18 protein-coding genes are annotated in these 16,850 nt (G+C 40.6%); 4 read left to right on the top strand and 14 right to left on the bottom strand.

Features of this window, described 5'->3' with window-relative positions; translation table 11 throughout:
* Position 1 precedes the first annotated feature (1 nt).
* The 4 genes from ACYZ0U_RS15395 to ACYZ0U_RS15380 are packed head-to-tail and all read right to left on the bottom strand — an operon-like array spanning position 2 to position 3,088.
* The gene (locus ACYZ0U_RS15395) at positions 2 to 751 is read right to left on the bottom strand and encodes a LytR/AlgR family response regulator transcription factor (RefSeq protein ID WP_461453428.1); all 750 of its coding nucleotides are present in this window, start codon (positions 749 to 751) and stop codon (positions 2 to 4) included.
* Positions 748 to 1,782 (bottom strand): sensor histidine kinase, encoded by a 1,035-nt coding sequence (locus ACYZ0U_RS15390; protein WP_461453427.1) that lies wholly within the window; start codon positions 1,780 to 1,782, stop codon positions 748 to 750. Before ACYZ0U_RS15390 ends, ACYZ0U_RS15395 begins: the two co-directional genes overlap by 4 nt.
* 20 nt (positions 1,783 to 1,802) lie before the next feature.
* On the bottom strand, positions 1,803 to 2,678 hold the full coding sequence (locus ACYZ0U_RS15385) for a LiaF transmembrane domain-containing protein (protein WP_461453426.1): 876 nt from the start codon (positions 2,676 to 2,678) through the stop codon (positions 1,803 to 1,805).
* A 32-nt stretch (positions 2,679 to 2,710) separates the two neighbouring features.
* Positions 2,711 to 3,088, bottom strand: coding sequence for a LiaF transmembrane domain-containing protein (locus tag ACYZ0U_RS15380; RefSeq protein ID WP_461453425.1), 378 nt, complete (start codon positions 3,086 to 3,088; stop codon positions 2,711 to 2,713).
* A gap of 189 nt (positions 3,089 to 3,277) precedes the next feature.
* Here ACYZ0U_RS15380 and ACYZ0U_RS15375 point away from each other — a divergent pair, with 189 nt between their 5' ends.
* Positions 3,278 to 3,997: a hypothetical protein gene (locus ACYZ0U_RS15375; RefSeq protein ID WP_461453424.1), complete on the top strand. Its 720-nt coding sequence runs from the start codon at positions 3,278 to 3,280 to the stop codon at positions 3,995 to 3,997.
* On the opposite strand, the gene ACYZ0U_RS15370 is transcribed toward ACYZ0U_RS15375, so the two are convergent.
* Both ACYZ0U_RS15370 and ACYZ0U_RS15365 read right to left on the bottom strand, forming a co-directional pair.
* Positions 3,994 to 5,046 carry an agmatine deiminase family protein gene (locus tag ACYZ0U_RS15370; RefSeq protein ID WP_461453423.1) on the bottom strand — a complete coding sequence of 351 codons (1,053 nt, stop codon included), beginning with the start codon at positions 5,044 to 5,046 and terminating at the stop codon, positions 3,994 to 3,996. The genes ACYZ0U_RS15375 and ACYZ0U_RS15370 overlap by 4 nt on opposite strands.
* Positions 5,036 to 5,905, bottom strand: coding sequence for a carbon-nitrogen hydrolase (locus ACYZ0U_RS15365; RefSeq protein ID WP_461453422.1), 870 nt, complete (start codon positions 5,903 to 5,905; stop codon positions 5,036 to 5,038). Before ACYZ0U_RS15365 ends, ACYZ0U_RS15370 begins: the two co-directional genes overlap by 11 nt.
* Before the next feature lie 174 nt (positions 5,906 to 6,079).
* Between ACYZ0U_RS15365 and ACYZ0U_RS15360 the strand changes: the two genes are divergently transcribed.
* The 3 genes from ACYZ0U_RS15360 (at position 6,080) to ACYZ0U_RS15350 (ending at position 11,074) form a co-directional block, all read left to right on the top strand.
* Positions 6,080 to 8,491 carry a TIM-barrel domain-containing protein gene (locus ACYZ0U_RS15360; protein WP_461453421.1) on the top strand — a complete coding sequence of 804 codons (2,412 nt, stop codon included), beginning with the start codon at positions 6,080 to 6,082 and terminating at the stop codon, positions 8,489 to 8,491.
* A gap of 96 nt (positions 8,492 to 8,587) precedes the next feature.
* Positions 8,588 to 9,559: a lipid A deacylase LpxR family protein gene (locus tag ACYZ0U_RS15355; protein WP_461453420.1), complete on the top strand. Its 972-nt coding sequence runs from the start codon at positions 8,588 to 8,590 to the stop codon at positions 9,557 to 9,559.
* A gap of 30 nt (positions 9,560 to 9,589) precedes the next feature.
* Positions 9,590 to 11,074 carry a tetratricopeptide repeat protein gene (locus tag ACYZ0U_RS15350; RefSeq protein WP_461453419.1) on the top strand — a complete coding sequence of 495 codons (1,485 nt, stop codon included), beginning with the start codon at positions 9,590 to 9,592 and terminating at the stop codon, positions 11,072 to 11,074.
* Here the strand turns inward: ACYZ0U_RS15350 and ACYZ0U_RS15345 are convergent.
* From ACYZ0U_RS15345 to ACYZ0U_RS15310, 8 genes are all read right to left on the bottom strand, one after another.
* Positions 11,071 to 11,733, bottom strand: coding sequence for a lysophospholipid acyltransferase family protein (locus tag ACYZ0U_RS15345; protein WP_461453418.1), 663 nt, complete (start codon positions 11,731 to 11,733; stop codon positions 11,071 to 11,073). The two genes, ACYZ0U_RS15350 and ACYZ0U_RS15345, sit on opposite strands and share 4 nt — an antisense overlap.
* Positions 11,730 to 12,551: an alpha/beta fold hydrolase gene (locus tag ACYZ0U_RS15340; RefSeq protein WP_461453417.1), complete on the bottom strand. Its 822-nt coding sequence runs from the start codon at positions 12,549 to 12,551 to the stop codon at positions 11,730 to 11,732. Before ACYZ0U_RS15340 ends, ACYZ0U_RS15345 begins: the two co-directional genes overlap by 4 nt.
* Entirely contained in the window at positions 12,548 to 12,958 is a 411-nt protein-coding gene (locus ACYZ0U_RS15335; protein WP_461453416.1) for a holo-ACP synthase, read from the bottom strand. Before ACYZ0U_RS15335 ends, ACYZ0U_RS15340 begins: the two co-directional genes overlap by 4 nt.
* Positions 12,948 to 13,760, bottom strand: a complete 813-nt coding sequence (locus ACYZ0U_RS15330; protein ID WP_461453415.1) for an enoyl-ACP reductase FabI — start codon at positions 13,758 to 13,760, stop codon at positions 12,948 to 12,950. The genes ACYZ0U_RS15335 and ACYZ0U_RS15330 overlap by 11 nt, the downstream gene beginning before the upstream one ends.
* Positions 13,761 to 13,855: 95 nt before the next feature.
* Positions 13,856 to 15,202: a beta-ketoacyl-[acyl-carrier-protein] synthase family protein gene (locus ACYZ0U_RS15325; RefSeq protein ID WP_461453414.1), complete on the bottom strand. Its 1,347-nt coding sequence runs from the start codon at positions 15,200 to 15,202 to the stop codon at positions 13,856 to 13,858.
* 5 nt (positions 15,203 to 15,207) lie between these two features.
* Complete coding sequence (locus ACYZ0U_RS15320) at positions 15,208 to 15,474, bottom strand: acyl carrier protein (protein WP_461453413.1); 267 nt, start codon at positions 15,472 to 15,474, stop codon at positions 15,208 to 15,210.
* A gap of 7 nt (positions 15,475 to 15,481) precedes the next feature.
* Positions 15,482 to 16,063, bottom strand: coding sequence for a hypothetical protein (locus tag ACYZ0U_RS15315; RefSeq protein ID WP_461453412.1), 582 nt, complete (start codon positions 16,061 to 16,063; stop codon positions 15,482 to 15,484).
* Positions 16,064 to 16,786, bottom strand: coding sequence for an SDR family NAD(P)-dependent oxidoreductase (locus ACYZ0U_RS15310; RefSeq protein ID WP_461453411.1), 723 nt, complete (start codon positions 16,784 to 16,786; stop codon positions 16,064 to 16,066).
* Positions 16,787 to 16,850 lie beyond the last annotated feature (64 nt).

The raw sequence follows: 16,850 nt of genomic DNA, 5'->3' as shown, positions 1-16,850 counted from the left end.
ATTATATCCCCAAAACCCCCTTCAACTTCACATAACCCGATTTACTCACTGGTATCTTGGCGCCGGATTTCAGAATGGCGAGGTGGCTGTCTTTTTCGTATGGGTCAATACGAGTAATTTGCTGTATGGCGATGATGTAGGAGCGGTGTACGCGTACAAAATAGCGGGGATCGAGCATTTGCTCAAAGAAATTCATCGTTTTATTTTTGAGGTAGGAACCTTCCTGTGTGAATACGCTTACATAGTCGTCATCAGCTTGCAGGTATTGTACATCCTGTACCGGTATGATCTTTACCTTGGTACCGGTTTTTACTACGATGCGCTCGTGCTGGGCAGGAGATGAGGCAACGGCTTCAAGCAGATCTTCCGTCTTTTTGGTTTGCTGTGCAGGGGCCGGTGATTGCGCCAGGTATTTTTCAATGGCCTTGTTAAACCTGTCCTTACTAAAGGGTTTTAACAGGTAATCAACTGCGTGTGCCTCGAAAGCTTTGATCGCGTATTCATCAAAAGCGGTGGTGAAAATTACTGACGGCGGCTGCTCCACCAACTCCAGCATTTCAAAACCATTGATTTTTGGCATTTGTACGTCAAGGAAAATCAGGTCGGGTTGATGCTGCTGGATTGCCTTAAGTCCCTCAAAACCATCATTGCATTCCTGCAGAACCTCAATCTGGTCGCTGAATTGCTGCAAATATTCAAGCACCACCATACGTGCTAATGGTTCATCGTCAATAACTAAAGCGCGTTTCATATTACCTGCGGAATTTTAATAATAGTTGTAAATATATTATCATTTTGATGTGTTTCCATCAAATCGTTCCTTGCAAATAATAAATATAATCTTCGTTGTACACCACGTAAGCCAAAACCAGTTCCTTTTGGTCGCGATGTTTGCGGGTCATATGGGTTTTGAACCATCACCACCAGGTTATTGCCATCAATTTCGCCACGAATGCTCACGGTTACTTTTTCAGTGGTATCATACAAACCAAATTTAATAGCATTCTCAACCAAAGGCTGTAACAGCATAGATGGCAGCAAAGCTTCGCCGCAATGCTTGTCGCAGCTGATCTCGGTATCCAAACGGTGACCGAATCTTACCTTTTCAATATCCAAATACAAATTCAAATGCTGCAGTTCATCACTTAAAGGCACTAACAATTGATCGTCCTTTTTTAAAGTCCCGCGCAAAAAGTCGGATAGCTGGTGGATCATCTTGCGGGCTTCATCCGGTTTAAAACCGATGAGCGCATTTATAGAATTTAGGCTATTGAATAAAAAGTGCGGCTGTAATTGCTGGCGTAAATTATATAATTCCGCGTCGCGGGCAAGCTTCTCAGCTTCAGAACGGCGTTTCTCAGTTTCTTTATGATCCAGTTGGGAGTACCATAACATGCTGATCATCGCCATCCAGCCAACGGCCAAAAAATCGGTACAAAATCGTATGGTAAGAGAGTTGGTCAAAAAAATCATGTAAGCCGCGCTCGAACTCAGGTAAGGGATTATCCAGCGACAACCAGCTGTGCAAACTCCGGCCAAAGCAATGCACCAGATCAGCAGGTTAATATAACTGCCTTTGCCAGGCTGATAATAACGCAGGTTATTGTTGATAAGCCAGCAAGCAGCGGCAAGCAGTATAGTGTTAACGATCCCATCGGTTAAGGCTATGTACCAAATAAAACCAAAACTATGTATAATGTAAGTTAATAGCCCGGCCCATATAAGGCCGCAGGCTATAAACAGACTGTATAATCTTGATGATATTAACTGTGGTGTAGCCAAAGCTTACGTTTTATTTGTAATTAATAACTGCGAACATCAACACCGGCAAATATGGATACGCCTTTCAGTACCAGTATTTTGTCGTTATCCAGTGCGCCCCTGTTAATGCGTTTATCATCCACACTGGCGAAAACCGCAGCAAGGTCGGATACTACCTGCCAGTTTGAGGGTACGATAATTTTGGTGCCGCCAAATATTTGGGTAATATCTATCACAACACGACCCTGGATGTTAGCTTGCGTAAAATCAAGCTCGGCACCGCCGAACACGTTCACAATTTCACCGCCTTTAAAATCTTTAGAAAGGATTATCTTTTTAACCCCGCCAAAAATGGATACGGCATCCAGGTAATCATCACCCCTAAATTGCGAATGCCCGGTTGGTCCACCGACGGGAGGTATGTTGGTTGAAGATGAGCCGGCGGTAGTATTTGTCGTTTCGCCAATAGTAGGTTCAACAGGTGTAACAGGGGTTATTACCGGTTCAAAAGGGTTAGTGCCATATTTTTTGCTCCATTTATCATCCCATTTTTGTCCCCATTTATCTTGGCCAAAACTTTTATTGCGTTTTGTGATGAGCCATATACCAAACCCAATAATTGCCAATGGCCATATCAGGTTGTGCATGCGGTGACCGGGGAATATATCATCTGATATAAATACCAAACCTATAAGCACCATTATTAACCAAGACGAGTTACGAAAGTTATTTTTTGCGCCAATCCATAATCCCCAAATGATCAGCCATGATGGCCAGGAGAATAACCAGTTAGGAATGAAAAAGAAATCTAATTGCTGGAACAGAAAGCTTATACCCAAAATCAGCAGTAGTAAACCAACCAGCATTTTTCCATTGCCGGGTTTGTTTTGATTAGGATTTTCTATATCGATACTCATGATCTATATCTTATTAAATATTGTTGTCGAAATTATGAAATTGATCCGCTACGTTTTTCCCAGTTCTGGCCGTTCCATTTTTGGTTGTGCCTTGCCAGCATATTAATGCCGATAGCAACAAACAAAAGGGGCCATAGCGAGGCTATGCCTAACGAAGGTATAATATTAGGTAATAAAAACAGAACGCCAAGGCCTGTAATAAAAATCCAGCTGGATTTTGTGAAATTATGCTTGGAACCGATGTATAAGCCAATCACGATCATGATAACCGGCCAGCTGAAAACCCAATGCGGGAATAGGAAGAAGCTGGCGCGGTGCAGCAAAATTGCCAGGCCAAATAACAGCAAGCCGAAGCCTAAGGTTGTGTTTTTATTATATTTATGTTGAGTATTGTTGATTTGATTTTCCATGATCTATTGTATTTTAAATAATAGATCAAATATATAGCGAGGACATACCCGAGCCTATATTATATAGGTGGCGTGGTTTAAGAAGTCGGTGAATGGGGGAGAGTAGTCGGTGAAAAAGTTGGGTAGATGATAAGGGATGAGAGAATAATAGTTTTTTCTATATTTAAAGCCAATTATAAACCACATACAATGTCACGAGAAACAGATTTAAAACTTCCGGATAATAATATAAAGGAAACAGGAAATGCAGCCAAATCTATTATCGTAATATACAACGTTGTAGGATTTTTGGCGGGTTTCTATATGCTTTTTGGTGATAAACTGAGTGGGGTTATAATCGTTTTGATATATCCACTTTTGGGTATAATTATAGCTTTGTTTAGTGGGGGGAATATTAAGCTGATTGATAATGGCAAAAAATGGCTTGTAGAATCTATCAACGCAGGTTTCATGGTTTCAATCGTATTCCTTTGTCTAAATTCTGTTGATGTGTATACTTTGTTTCAAACAAATAACCTTTGGCTTCCTGTTATAGTTACAAGTTTAGTTGTATCAGTAATGATATTTAAAACCGGAATTAAACCGGGGATAAAACAGGACGGCACAAGCTCAATATTTATGTACATACTGGCCATAGCATATGGCTACGGTGCGGCCAGGGAGATTAATTGTACGTTCGATAAATCAGCTCCGCAAATTTATCATGCTGTAGTGTTAAATAAAACAGAACATAAGGGCAAGAGCAATTCATACTATTTTACTTTGACACCATGGGGACCAATGACCCGGGTGAAACAGCAGGAGATTGATGGCCTGTTATATAATCATACCAAAATAGGAGATACTGTAAAGGTAAACTTTAAGCAAGGGTTATTGCATATTCCCTGGTTTGTGGTTGTTAAAAACTAAACCGCCGGTTCCTGCTGACTTAAACAATGGAAACTGCCTAATCCCCAAATGATATCAGTGGAATCGATGCCTACCACTTTTCTATCAGGGAAGCATTTTTGCAGGATCTCGAGCGCCTTTGTATCATTGTCGCAACGGAAGGTTGGTAATACTACAGCCGCATTCGCGATGTAAAAATTAGCGTATGATGCCGGTAAGCGCTGGCCATCATAAATAACAGGCATTGGCATGGGTAGTTCCACAATATTTAATGGTTCACCGTTATGCAGGCGCATTAGTTTTAGCTTGTCGAGGTTTTCCCGCAGGATGTGGTAATTATCATCTTTAGGATTGTCCTCCACTACGGTAACAACCGTATCTTCGTTTACAAAACGGGTAATATCGTCAATATGGCCGTCGGTATCATCGCCTACAATACCATCGCCCAGCCAAAGGATCTGCACAGCACCGTAATAGTTTTTCAGGTAACCCTCTATTTGTTCTTTGGTTAGATGCGGGTTGCGGTTTTCATTGAGTAAACAAGCAGTTGTGGTAAGGATAGTTCCTTTGCCGTTGAACTCAACAGAACCGCCCTCCATCACAATACCCGGGTTAAATACCGGCAGGCCGAAATGTTCGCCAATTTTAGTTGGGATTACATCATCCAGGTCAAAGGGAGGGTATTTGCCGCCCCATGCATTATAGCCCCAGTCGATGATCACTTTTTCTTTAGTATCAGGGTTGATCAAAAACGCGGGCCCGTGGTCGCGGCACCAGGCATCATTAGTCGGGAATTGGTAAAATTCAATTTTACTTAGGTCAGCGCCAACAGCAATTAATTGCTCTTTAGCAAAAGCCTCCATTTGTTCATCCTTCACGTTAATACGTACTATCTCACCTTCAGATACTATCTTGATGAACTCTGAATATGGCTTATAGATCGATGCTATCTTACCCGGCCACGATTCTTCTTTATGCGGCCAGCTTAACCATGTGGCAGTATGTTTTTCCCACTCAGCAGGAAAATGGAAACCCTGCGCAGCAGCGTATTCGGTGGTGTTAATCTTCATCAATCAGTCTTTTTGTAATTGGCTGATAAGAATCTATACGGCGGTCGCGTAAAAATGGCCAGTGACTGCGGTAGTAATCAGATTTATTCAGGTCAAGGTCTTGAATAATAATTTCTTCTTCATTATGCGATGCCTGGTAAAGCAGTTTACCAAAAGGATTGGCTACAAATGATCCGCCCCAAAAATCAACACCGGCTTCGTGGCCTACACGGTTTACGCTAACCACGTGTACGCCGTTGGCAACCGCGTGCGAACGCTGGATGGTTTGCCATGCATTGTATTGGTCAACATTGGTTTCGTTGTCCTGCGTGGTTGCCCATCCGATAGCTGTTGGATAGAATAATATTTCAGCACCCATCAACGCCGTAATGCGGGCGGCTTCGGGGTACCATTGGTCCCAGCAAATTAGTACGCCAATTGTGGCATATTTTGTTTTGAATACCTTGTAACCTAAATCGCCGGGAGTAAAGTAGAATTTTTCGTAAAATCCGGGATCATCCGGTATATGCATTTTGCGGTATTTTCCTAAATAGGCGCCGTCGGCATCTAAAACCGCGGTAGTATTATGGTAAACGCCCGCAGCGCGTTTTTCGAATAATGAAGCGATAATCACCACATTTAATTCGGCAGCTAAAGATGAAAGTGTATCGGTAGAGGGGCCGGGAATGGCTTCAGCTAAAGCAAAATTGTCGTAATTCTCTTCATCACAAAAATATAGCGATGTAAATAATTCCTGTAAGCAAACAATCTGCGCGCCTTGTTGGGCGGCTTCACGTACTTTGCTTATTGCTTTTTGTAAATTCTGCTCCTTGTTGGCAGTGCAGCTCATTTGCACCAATCCTACTTTAACATTACTCATGCCGCAAAATTAATATTATTGAATGGATTACGCCGTATTAGTTTTTTGATTTCACATACCGGTGACATTGAATTAAAATTAGCGGCAATGAGTTATTGTCCTTCAAAAATCTTATAATACATTTGTTTTCTTATTTGTAAGATATAATCCAGTTTAAATACAAAAATGCTACCCATGATGTCAGTTTATCACTCTATCAAAAACAATACAGGCAAATTATTAATGATGATTGCGCTATCAGTTTTCGTGCCGGCTTTTTCTTTCGCTCAATCCGGGAACGATTTCGGCGGTAGTGCTTTTAATGGAAAAAAACTGATCATCAGCACAAAAATTGGCTATATAGAAATAACACCCTATACTGCGGATGTGATCAATGTTACTTACAAACATAAGTTAGATGAAGCTGTAAAAAGTTATTCAACTGTCGGGCAGCCAACACTTGTAAAAGCTATCTATATTAATGATATAAGCTTTGCAGGTATTAAAACATCAGCATTAAAAGTATTGGTTGATAAAAGTGATCTTTCAATCAGCTTTATGGATAATCAAAATCATTTATTATCAAAAGCATTTAATTATGCCAAAACAGGTGATAGTTCTGCTGTGAATTTTAAATCAGATGGCAAAGAGGCTTTTTATGGCGGAGGTTCAAAAGCGATTTATATAAACAGGCGGGGAACAGTACTTCAGAACAACAACCAGGCACATTATGATTATCATTTCGGACAAACAGACATCAATATTACCATCCCTTTCATGGTATCAAGCCGTGGCTATGGTTTGTACCTGGATAATGCTTCCGAAGGAAGTTTTGATGTTTGTAAGACTGACGCTAAAGTTTTAGGCTATAAAACAACGTCGGGTTTGGTTAGCTTTTATTTTGTTGGTGGTGAAAAAATGGATGGGGTGTTGAAGAACTATACTTATCTGACTGGCCGGCAGCCTTTGCCACCACGCTGGACAATGGGTTATATTTCATCAAGATACGGCTATAAATCAGAACGCGAAGTTACTAATGTAGTAGATAGGACACGCGCAGCAGGAATCCCGATAGATGCGGTTGTATTCGATTTATATTGGTACAAGGCTGCTGAATTTATGGGGAACTACAATTGGGCACCCGACAGCTTTCCTGATCCTAAACGAATGTTAAGCAACCTGGCGAAGAATCACATCAAAGTAGTTACGATCAGCGAAACCTACATCACCAAAAAATCAGAAAATTATAAGTCTGCCATCGATCAGCATTTATTTGCGACAGACATTAACAAAAAAGGTGAGCCTTACCTATTCGATAAATTCTGGGCAGGGCCATCAGGCTTGCTTGATGTTTTTAAACCATCGGCACAGCAATTTTACTGGAACTTTTATAAAGCACGAATAAAAGATGGTACAGCCGGTTGGTGGTTTGATCTGGGCGAACCGGAAGTGAATAATGACAGTCTGCAATATATTGATGGAACTAACAAACAGGTACACAATGCCTATGCTTTAACCTGGGCCAAATTTGCTTTTGATGGATATCGCAAAGATTTTCCGGAGAGCAGGCTCTTGCTTTTGCCACGTTCAGGCTTTGCGGGGATGCAGCGTTATTCGACCTTCCCATGGTCTGGAGATATTGACCGTTCGTTTGCTGGGTTGAAAGCGCAGATACCGATCATCATCAGTATGGGATTAAATGGCGTTGGCTATATGCACTCGGATGCTGGTGGTTTTACCGGGTCGGGTGAAGATGAGGTGAATAAAGATTCTGAATTATATTCGCGCTGGTTAGAATTTGCTTCATTTGCACCTGTAATGCGCACACACGCAGGTGCCAGGCATTATTCTCCGGAACCTATCTTCTGGGATGATACTACCCGGTTAAGGGTAACTAAGTTTATTAAACTTCGATACGCCATGTTGCCTTACAATTATTCACTCGCTTATAAAAATACAACCACAGGCAGGCCACTCGTATTAGGTGTGAATTATTTTGAACCGGGAAATCAAAACCTGTCAAATGTTAACGATGAATATTTGTGGGGCGATGAAATGTTGGTTGCGCCTGTTATTGTAAAAGGGCAAACTACGAAAAAGGTTTTGTTTCCGAAAGGTGAGTGGGTCGGGTTTAATGACCACAAGTCTTATAAAGATTCTGCCGATGTGTATGCTCCGGTTGATAGTTTGCCATTGTTTGTAAAAGCAGGGAGCATTATCCCGATGGCAGCGCCATATACTTATACCGATCAATATGATGGCAAATCGCTTATCCTTAAATATTTTGTGGGTAATTTATCAGCTTCAGTAACATCCCAGTGGTTTTATGATGATGGTAAAGATCCGAAATCATTAACTGATGGAAAATATGATCTGGTTAATTTTGTAACAGAAGGGAAGGGTAAAACACATACTATAACTATATTGCCCAAACATTTAGCAGATAAAACAAAAAATTTTAGATTGATAGTTGAAGATAAACAATTGCAATCGATATCGTTCTCAAAAAATACAACGTACAAGATTGTAGTTGATGCAAATGGCAATAAAGAGGTTGATTTTACATGGAATGGTACTCCGTTAAATTTAATAGTTAAAACGTTATAACATAAAATTAATCATCGCTTTGCAATATGCCGATTTGGTAAAACAAATCGGTGTAATTTGATATTATAGATTGATTATAATTGCAAATTATTGTTAATGATGAAACCCCTACTTTTACGTGTTCTTTTTATAGTGTTATTTAGTTTTTTAGGGTTGCACACACTCTACGCCCAAAGCTACAGGGATCAGTTTACCTTAGAATTAGATAACGATCAATACATTGATCCTTACCACGACAGGTATTATACAGCCGGTACTTTTTTTACACTTACACATGCAATGCATCATGCGGATACCGGTAAGCTGCTAAAAAAGATCATAGAATATCAGCTTGGCCAGCAGATTTACACACCAAGCACGGCGCATATTTATAAACCAAGTTTATTCGACAGGCCATTTACCGGGTATCTATTCGGTAGCGTGGCGCTTAATTGGCTCTATGCTAACGAAGATGCACTAAAATTCACTGCTCAGTTAGGTACCATAGGCCCATGGTCGTTAGGAGAAGAAGTGCAGACCGGTTTTCATAAATTATTTAAGCTTTACCCGGTTGGCCCTTGGTATAAGTATGGCATCCAGAAAAACGACATCGGCTTGAACTTAAATTTAGATTACAAACAGCTTTTATACCGTAATGATGCCGGTTGGTTTGATATTGCTTTTGACCCTGATGCCGAATTAGGTAATACATTTACGTATGTTGATGCAGGCGCACAAATCAGGATTGGTGAATTAGGCAAATTTTTTAATTCGGCTGCTACAAATAGCCGGGTAAGCAGCACAGACCAGGGATCACAAAAACAGGAACTTTACTTTTTTGCCGAACCCCAATTTAGTTATGTGGCCTATAATGCGACTATACAAGGTGGCTTGTTTACACATGAAACAGGCCCTACGTTTGGTATTTATCATGAAGTTTTTATTCAGCAACTGGGAATTGAATATACCTCATCTCGCTGGTCGCTCAGTTATGATGCGTTTATTAAAACACGCGAAGTTAAAAGTACGGCGCTGGGTGACCAATGGGCTGCGCTAAACTTTGCTTACCGTTTTGGAAAGGTTAGATAATAACCCATCTTTATCCAGATTTTAATTTTGATGAGATACAAGTATATTTTAGTTTTAACAATAGCATTTGTAAGCTGTGCATTCACTGCAAGCGCGAATTACGCTTTTGATGCACGTTGCATGCAAGCTTACCGGGCCATATTCGACCTGCGACTGAATGAGGCCAGATCGCTTATTCAACAAGAAAAACAGCTGAGCCCGCAAAATGGTATCCCTGTTTTGTTGGACAACTACGTTGATTACATCACGCTGTTAACATCAGACAATAAGGCCGATTATAAACGTTTGCTTGGTCAAAGGTCGAACCGTTTGGATGCTTTGGAGGCTAATGAGGAGGAATCACCTTATTACTTGTATTCGCAAGCTGAAGTGTACATGCAATGGGGTTTGCTTAAAGGAAAGTTTGGCGATTATATGTCGTCAGCATCAGATCTGAAAAAAGCCCGAAACTTGTTGGAGGACAATGCCAAAAAATACCCTGATTTTTTACCCGATCAAAAATGCCTTGCCCTTATTAACGTTGTATTTGGCGCGTTGCCATCTAACCTAAAAAGTGTTGCCCGTTTTTTAGGTATGGCGGGGAATATTGAAGGTGGGGTAAGCCAACTTGAAAAATTACGTACGCAGGTTGTAGGCACCAAATATGCTTTTTATAAAGAGGAAATCGTTTTCTTTTTATGTTATATGAATATTGACGTATTGCATAAAAAAGATAGCTACGGTAAGCTTACGGCTTACCTGAATGATATGGATAGCAAAAGCCTGTTACGAATGTACCTACAGGGTTACGTGGCGGCCAAAACAGGGCATAATGATGACGCTATTGCTAATTTACAAGCGCTGCCGAAAGCAAACCAGTATATTCAGTTGCCAGTTGCGGATTATTTGCTGGCATGCGCAAAGCTTTGCCGGATGGATACTGACTCTTACTTATATTTTTTACGTTACATCAATGAGTATAAAGGCGAGAATTACATTAAGGACTCATATTTAAAGATAGCTTACTACTACCTGTTAAATAATGATGAGGACAAATACAATTCATACTTAAAGTTAGTAAGGAGCAAGGGTTATATAGCTGATGAAAAAGATCAGCAGGCTTTAAAAGAGGCAAATGATGCCCGTCCGGATAATGATCTGCTAAAAGCACGGTTTTATTTTGATGGCGGATATTATGCAAAAGCGTTAGCTCAACTACAAGGCAAAAAGGAAGCAGACCTGAAACTTCAACGGGATAAGATCGAATTGAACTATCGTTTAGGCCGGGTTTATCAATTATTGAATAAATACAATGAAGCTATTACTTGTTATAACCGCGCTATTGCTATCGGCAAAACATCAAACTATTATTTCGCGGCCAATGCAGCTTTGTGTATTGGGAATATTTATGAAAGTATTAAGGATTACAACCTCGCTGCCAACTACTATAACCAAGCTTTATGCATGCATCATCATGAATACCAAAATAGCATTGATACGCAGGCAAAAGAGGGTTTAGAGCGTATCAACCATTAAAGATCGTATGTAATCGGTTCGTTGGTAAAGCGGATGTTTTTTTCGATTGTTTGGATGTGAAACTGGTTTACTTTTAGTTTCAGCTCATTAAAATTAAAATCGTGATTGGTGCCGCAATCCAACATCGTAGTGGTAATGGTTGGATTTAAGCTTTCAAAATACTCTACCATCGTAGTACTCCAGATCAACTGGCAATCGCCTTTTATTTGTGGTACGATCTCATAAAGACCTTCATCAAACTGAATATAGCGGATATAACAGGTCTCTAAATTTCCTTGTGGGTAAAACAACAGCAGGTTGCCGGGTTCAGATAATATTTCAGCAGCATAACCAAAACTTTCTTTAATAGACCGTTTACCCGGGTCGATTGAAAAACTCCCCATATATCGGAGCCATTTATTTTTCTCCATTTGTTTTTTAACCGACATGATATAGAGTTTATTCATGCCTTTTTTTAGAAAGAAACGGTTGCAAACATAAAACGCCCAAAAGCCATCCCAAAAGCTAAAGTGGTTGCACATCAGGATGTAAGAATGACCGGGTTTTAGTTTTACGGTATTAATTTCCAATCGCCTGGTACGTGTGCGAAATACGGAGGCAGCGATAAATCCCAGTATCCTGAAGAAAAAATGTGGTAATGGTTTCGCTTTAATGATCATAGTAGTAAACCCGATAATGCCGAAATAAGTTCCTCGCCGATCATTTCATGATCCTGGTCGAGAATAATCACTTCAGCCTTTTTTAGCTTCGCGAAGAATGACCTGCCAATTTTTGGCGGATACATGATATCGCGTTTTCCAAATATAAAAATGCTGCGGATGTTTTGCTTGATTAAAGTTTGGATTAATTTATCCTCGTCAGTTTCCAACAGGCGCAAATAGGTAAAACAAGCATAGAAATTAAAGCGCAATTCGGGTGTGTCGATTTCTTTGTATAAGATATTACGCCCTACATCATCAACCAGGCCCAGCCATTTACTAAAGTTAAGCATATTGATCAATGCTTTCTGGCTTTGGGTGAGTTTTTCCAATAGTCGGTTACCTAATTTATTCTTCACAAAAAAGCGAACCAGCTTGCCGGGCTCGATACTGGATGGCGCTGCAATAATGTACTCATCAACCTTATTGCCTAACTCTTCCACTACAGCCGTTGCATAATGTGAGCCCATAGAATAACCCAAAATGGAAAAGCGATCGATATGCTCATGTGTACAAAAATCAGCTATCAACTTACCGAAAGCTTGTTTAGTAATTGGGCTTTTGATGTCATCAAGGCTTTGCTGATGAAGTATTGTTTCTTTATGGAAAAAAAGATCGAAGCCTATAAATGTATATTTATCACCCAAAGCGGGCTCCAGTTTTAAAAACTGTTTACCGTGCATCCCATAACCGTGAAAACAAAGCATGATCTGTTCGCCTTTACCAAATTTGTAGTAATGGAGTTTAACCAGGTCGTTTTCAAAATAATGGTCGGTCAATTTGTTTTTGGCTTGATCTCAATAAATGCAACAGCCCAAATATAATCACCATCGTGTGATATGGTTAAGCTGATATTAAACTTGTTTGGGTTTTTGTGTAAGATAACATGCGGACGGCCCTGTGGTTTTTCGCGCAGGATCTCTATTTTTTTGAATGGAAACGTACCAAGATCTACCTGCTTGATAGCTTTATATACTGCTTCCTTTGCTGCCCAGGTTGATGCATATCGAAGCATGGCATCATCAAACTGATTGCAATATGCCACTTCGTTTTCTGTATAAATTTTCTTTTTAAATAGTTCGTTGAATGATGCGGTAAAATCGGGCAAAAAGACAAGGTCATTACCTACAGCGAATTTTTGGTCGAGTGACAGGTCTTTGATCGATTGTGACAGCTTACTGTTCATCTACTGCCAAACCCATGATATTAAAGCCGCCATCAACATAATGGATGTTACCTGTAACTTTTTTGGAAAGATCGGAGAAGTAATATAATGCGGTATCACCCACATCACCAGCCTCTATGTTACCTAAGGGGGCAGTGAATTTACCCATCTTGCGCAGCTTGCGCACACCGAAGATCACTCCTGATGAGGTTGTCATCACCAACCCTGCAGAAATAGCATTAACGCGAACTTGCTTATCACGGAAATAGCTTGCCAGGTACATCATGATGTTTTCCAAAGCCGCTTTATTGATAGCCATACCTGCATATTGCGGGAATACCCTTTGCGAGGCATTGTAAGTAAGCGTTAATATAGATGCATTAGGCGCCAATACAGGTTCAGCAACCCGGGCTACACGAAGCAGGGAGTAGGCGCTGATATTAAAGGAATCCATGAAATCCTCGAAAGGAATATCTATGTAAGATGAGGCAGGTTCTTTACTGCCGGGGATACTGTAACACATTACCGCCTGGTTACCGAATGCAACCCCGTGTAATAAGTAATCGATAGGGCCTAAGCCGTCGTAAACTGTTTGCAGGAAACCGGCAATCTGCTCCTCATTACGTACATCAACTTCGGCAGCGTATCGCGGTTCCATACCCATTTTTTCCATCAGGTATAAAACATTGTCCTTAGTATCGGCAACATAGCTTAGGGCTACCTTACAACCCGATTGACTTAGCTTTAACGCCACATCATAGGCAATTGAGCTGTCATTACGGACACCGAATACTACAGCAACTTTGTTTTTATTATCGATCATATTTAAAATCCTATGTCATTGTGAGGAACAAAGCAATGACATTATCTGTATAAGACTTACGAAGTTTTTAAAATTTCGTAAGTCTATTTGTTACATCAATTATCTCTTGAAATTGCCATGGCGCTGTTCGTTCCGCCGAAGCCATAATTTAGACAAACTACCTGGTTGATTTCTTTGGCAAAAGTTTCCTTGGGTATCAGGTGCCTGTAAGCTTCTACCGGCTTGGTTGGGCCTGTCCAGCTATCTGCTTTTTGGAAATTTTCCAGTTCCGGGTTTAAGGTATCTGAATTTAAGCAGCCTAATACTTTTTGGTTTTGCAACATCATTACCGCTGTAATTAACTCAACAGATCCTGCTGCCCCCAGCATATGCCCAAATTGTGATTTTGGTGCCGATACATGATAGCCATCTTCGCCTAAAGCATCAACAACGCTAAGTAGCTCAATAATGTCGCCTACCGGTGTTGCTGTACCATGCATTTTAACAACATCAGGTTTAATGGTGGTATCATTCATTAAGCCTTTCCAAAGCCTTTGCTGGCCATTGAAAGATGGATAGAACATATTGCCGTCACCATCGGAATTATTAAAATAACCATCAATCACTGCTAATATATTTGCTCCTCGGGCTTTTGCCATTTCATATTCCTCTAAAGCAACAATACCTGCACCGAAAGAACATACAAAACCATTACGATTCAAATCAAATGGGCGTGAGCTTTGTTCCGGGCTGAAACCTTTGCTTAATACCTGCATGCCATCAAAGCCGATAAAGGTTTCCAAAGCTGTGCCTTCCACACCACCGGCAATTGCACGGTCCTGAATGCCGAATTTTATTAAACGATAAGCATAGCCAATATTACCCAGGCCTGTAGCGCACGCGGATATGATAGATTCGCAAACACCACGATTTTTGATCAGGCAGGAAACATTTGCTGCTTCACGATAGGCCATGGTACGGTCTACCGTATGTGAACCAGCTGTGCGGGATTTCTTTTTTAATTCGTAGAAACCATGCCATGCATGTCGTAATACTTCGTGCCCGCCACCGCCTGAACCTATGATTACACCTGTTTTTTCGGATTGAGTTTCCTCGCCAGACCAGCCTGCTTGTTTGATAGCATCTATTGCACCAAGCATTGCCCAAATGCTGCCTACATCAGCAGTAGAGAGGTTAAGATCGGGTATGCGGTTCAAAGTATCGATATATGCTTCCGGATATTCACTTCCGGGTGGGTAAGCTACTTCCAAACCCATTTCAGCTTCGGTAATATAACCGGAAACTACTGAGCGGATCTGTTTACCGTAAGCTGTTGCTTTTTCCCACTCCCTGATCAAACTTTTACCCGCGAACATTTTTTCATTAAACTCGTCCAGGTTGGCACAGTTGGGAAATGCCCCGCCCATACCTACTATCGCAACTTTTCTACCCGCTATCGACATGGTTATTAAGAGTTTTCGCGTTCTTTCGCTTTGATGATCAGGTTAACAATGTCCTTTACTTTTGAGCCTAACTCATCAATGTCTTCGTCTTCAAACTCCACATTAAATTTTTGTTCAACCTTAGCAGCTATATTTATTAACTCTGTTGATGGCGTATTCATATCTGTTAAAAAATCAGTTTCTTCGGTTACATGCTCTAATTTAGCCGGGTCAACCGTTCTTACTGTTCTTAATACTTCAACCAATCCATCAATTATTTCTTGTCTTTCCATTATTATGTTATTGTAATTTTTCAAACATCTCTTTTTTTATTCCTCTGCCGGTGATGTCAAATAGCTCGGCAATCAGCACAAATCCTTCTCCTATATCGTAATTTCTTAAACGCTCTTCATCAAAATCCTTAAAGTATTCGTCCAGATCAAGGTCAACAGGCGCACGGTAAATTCTTCCTTCGCAAACCATTTGGCGCCATTTGTAAAACTTGATAAATCCAATGTTAACAAATGTCTGCCCTTTTTCCAAATACGAGTGGAAAAACACATTTCCTAAACTTATGAATGTAGGGATCAGCATTTTTGACAATACCTCCGGAACCAGATTCTGTTTCTTCGACTCCAGAAATGTAGCTGCCGCGACAACAGTAGCCTGCGCAAATGATTCGATCATATCCACACCGCGGAATATATCAAAATGGTCCTCCACGTCGTGTGCGTTAGGTGTATAGCTGGCTACCACACCAACGTTAGGCTTATGCCAGTGAAATGCACTAACCAAGCGCTTTTTCGGCCCATGTATCAGCCAGTCCTCAGGCAATTCGCCAACCAGGCTATCCTTAATTTGTGAAGTATCAGTTATCCCCATTTAAATCAATCCACCGTTAATGTGAATATTTGTACCATTTATATATGATGCCTTGTCTGATATTAAAAATGCAACGGCATCGGCCACATCCTCCACCTTACCAAACCTTTTGGCGGGTATCATGCCCAGGTATTTATCTTTTATCGCTTCAGGAATATTATCTGTCATATCCGTTTGGATAAATCCCGGCGAGATGCTTAATACCCTGATACTATGCTCCTGGTTCAAAGCCGCTGCCTCTTGTGCTAATGATCTTGACAATGAAGCCAAACCCGCTTTTGTTGCCGCATAAACCGATTGAAACGCATTGCCTGTTTCGCCAACTACGGAGCTTATGTTGATGATTACACCGCTTTGGTTTAAACCAAAAATTTTCATGGCTATTTTACAAATCATAATAGGCGCGCGCAAATTTACATTTAACATCGCATCTATTTCTCTATCAGGCTGATAGTTTAATGGTTTATCAAACGTAACACCAGCATTATTGATCACACCGTACAGCGAATCGCCATGCTGTTTTTTCAATTGCTTACAAAATTCAGCCAGTTCATCACTGTTGCTAAAATCAGCACATAACAGCTCACTGCCGGGTTCAACATCAGTAAAACTATCTTTGTTTGATGCATGCAGAATTAAAGAGTAATCAGCCGATAACTTTTTTGATATGGCCAGCCCTAAACCCCTGCTTGCCCCGGTTATCAGTATCTTTTTCTTTGTCATGTTTAATATAAGCTGTATGGCAGATTAAATATTCGGCAAAAATATTATAATTAATGTAATACAA

Origin of the sequence: Mucilaginibacter sp., assembly GCF_965225845.1 — a bacterium.
In the GTDB taxonomy this organism is placed as follows: Bacteria; Bacteroidota; Bacteroidia; order Sphingobacteriales; family Sphingobacteriaceae; genus Mucilaginibacter.
This window is presented reverse-complemented; position numbering and strand designations above follow the sequence as displayed.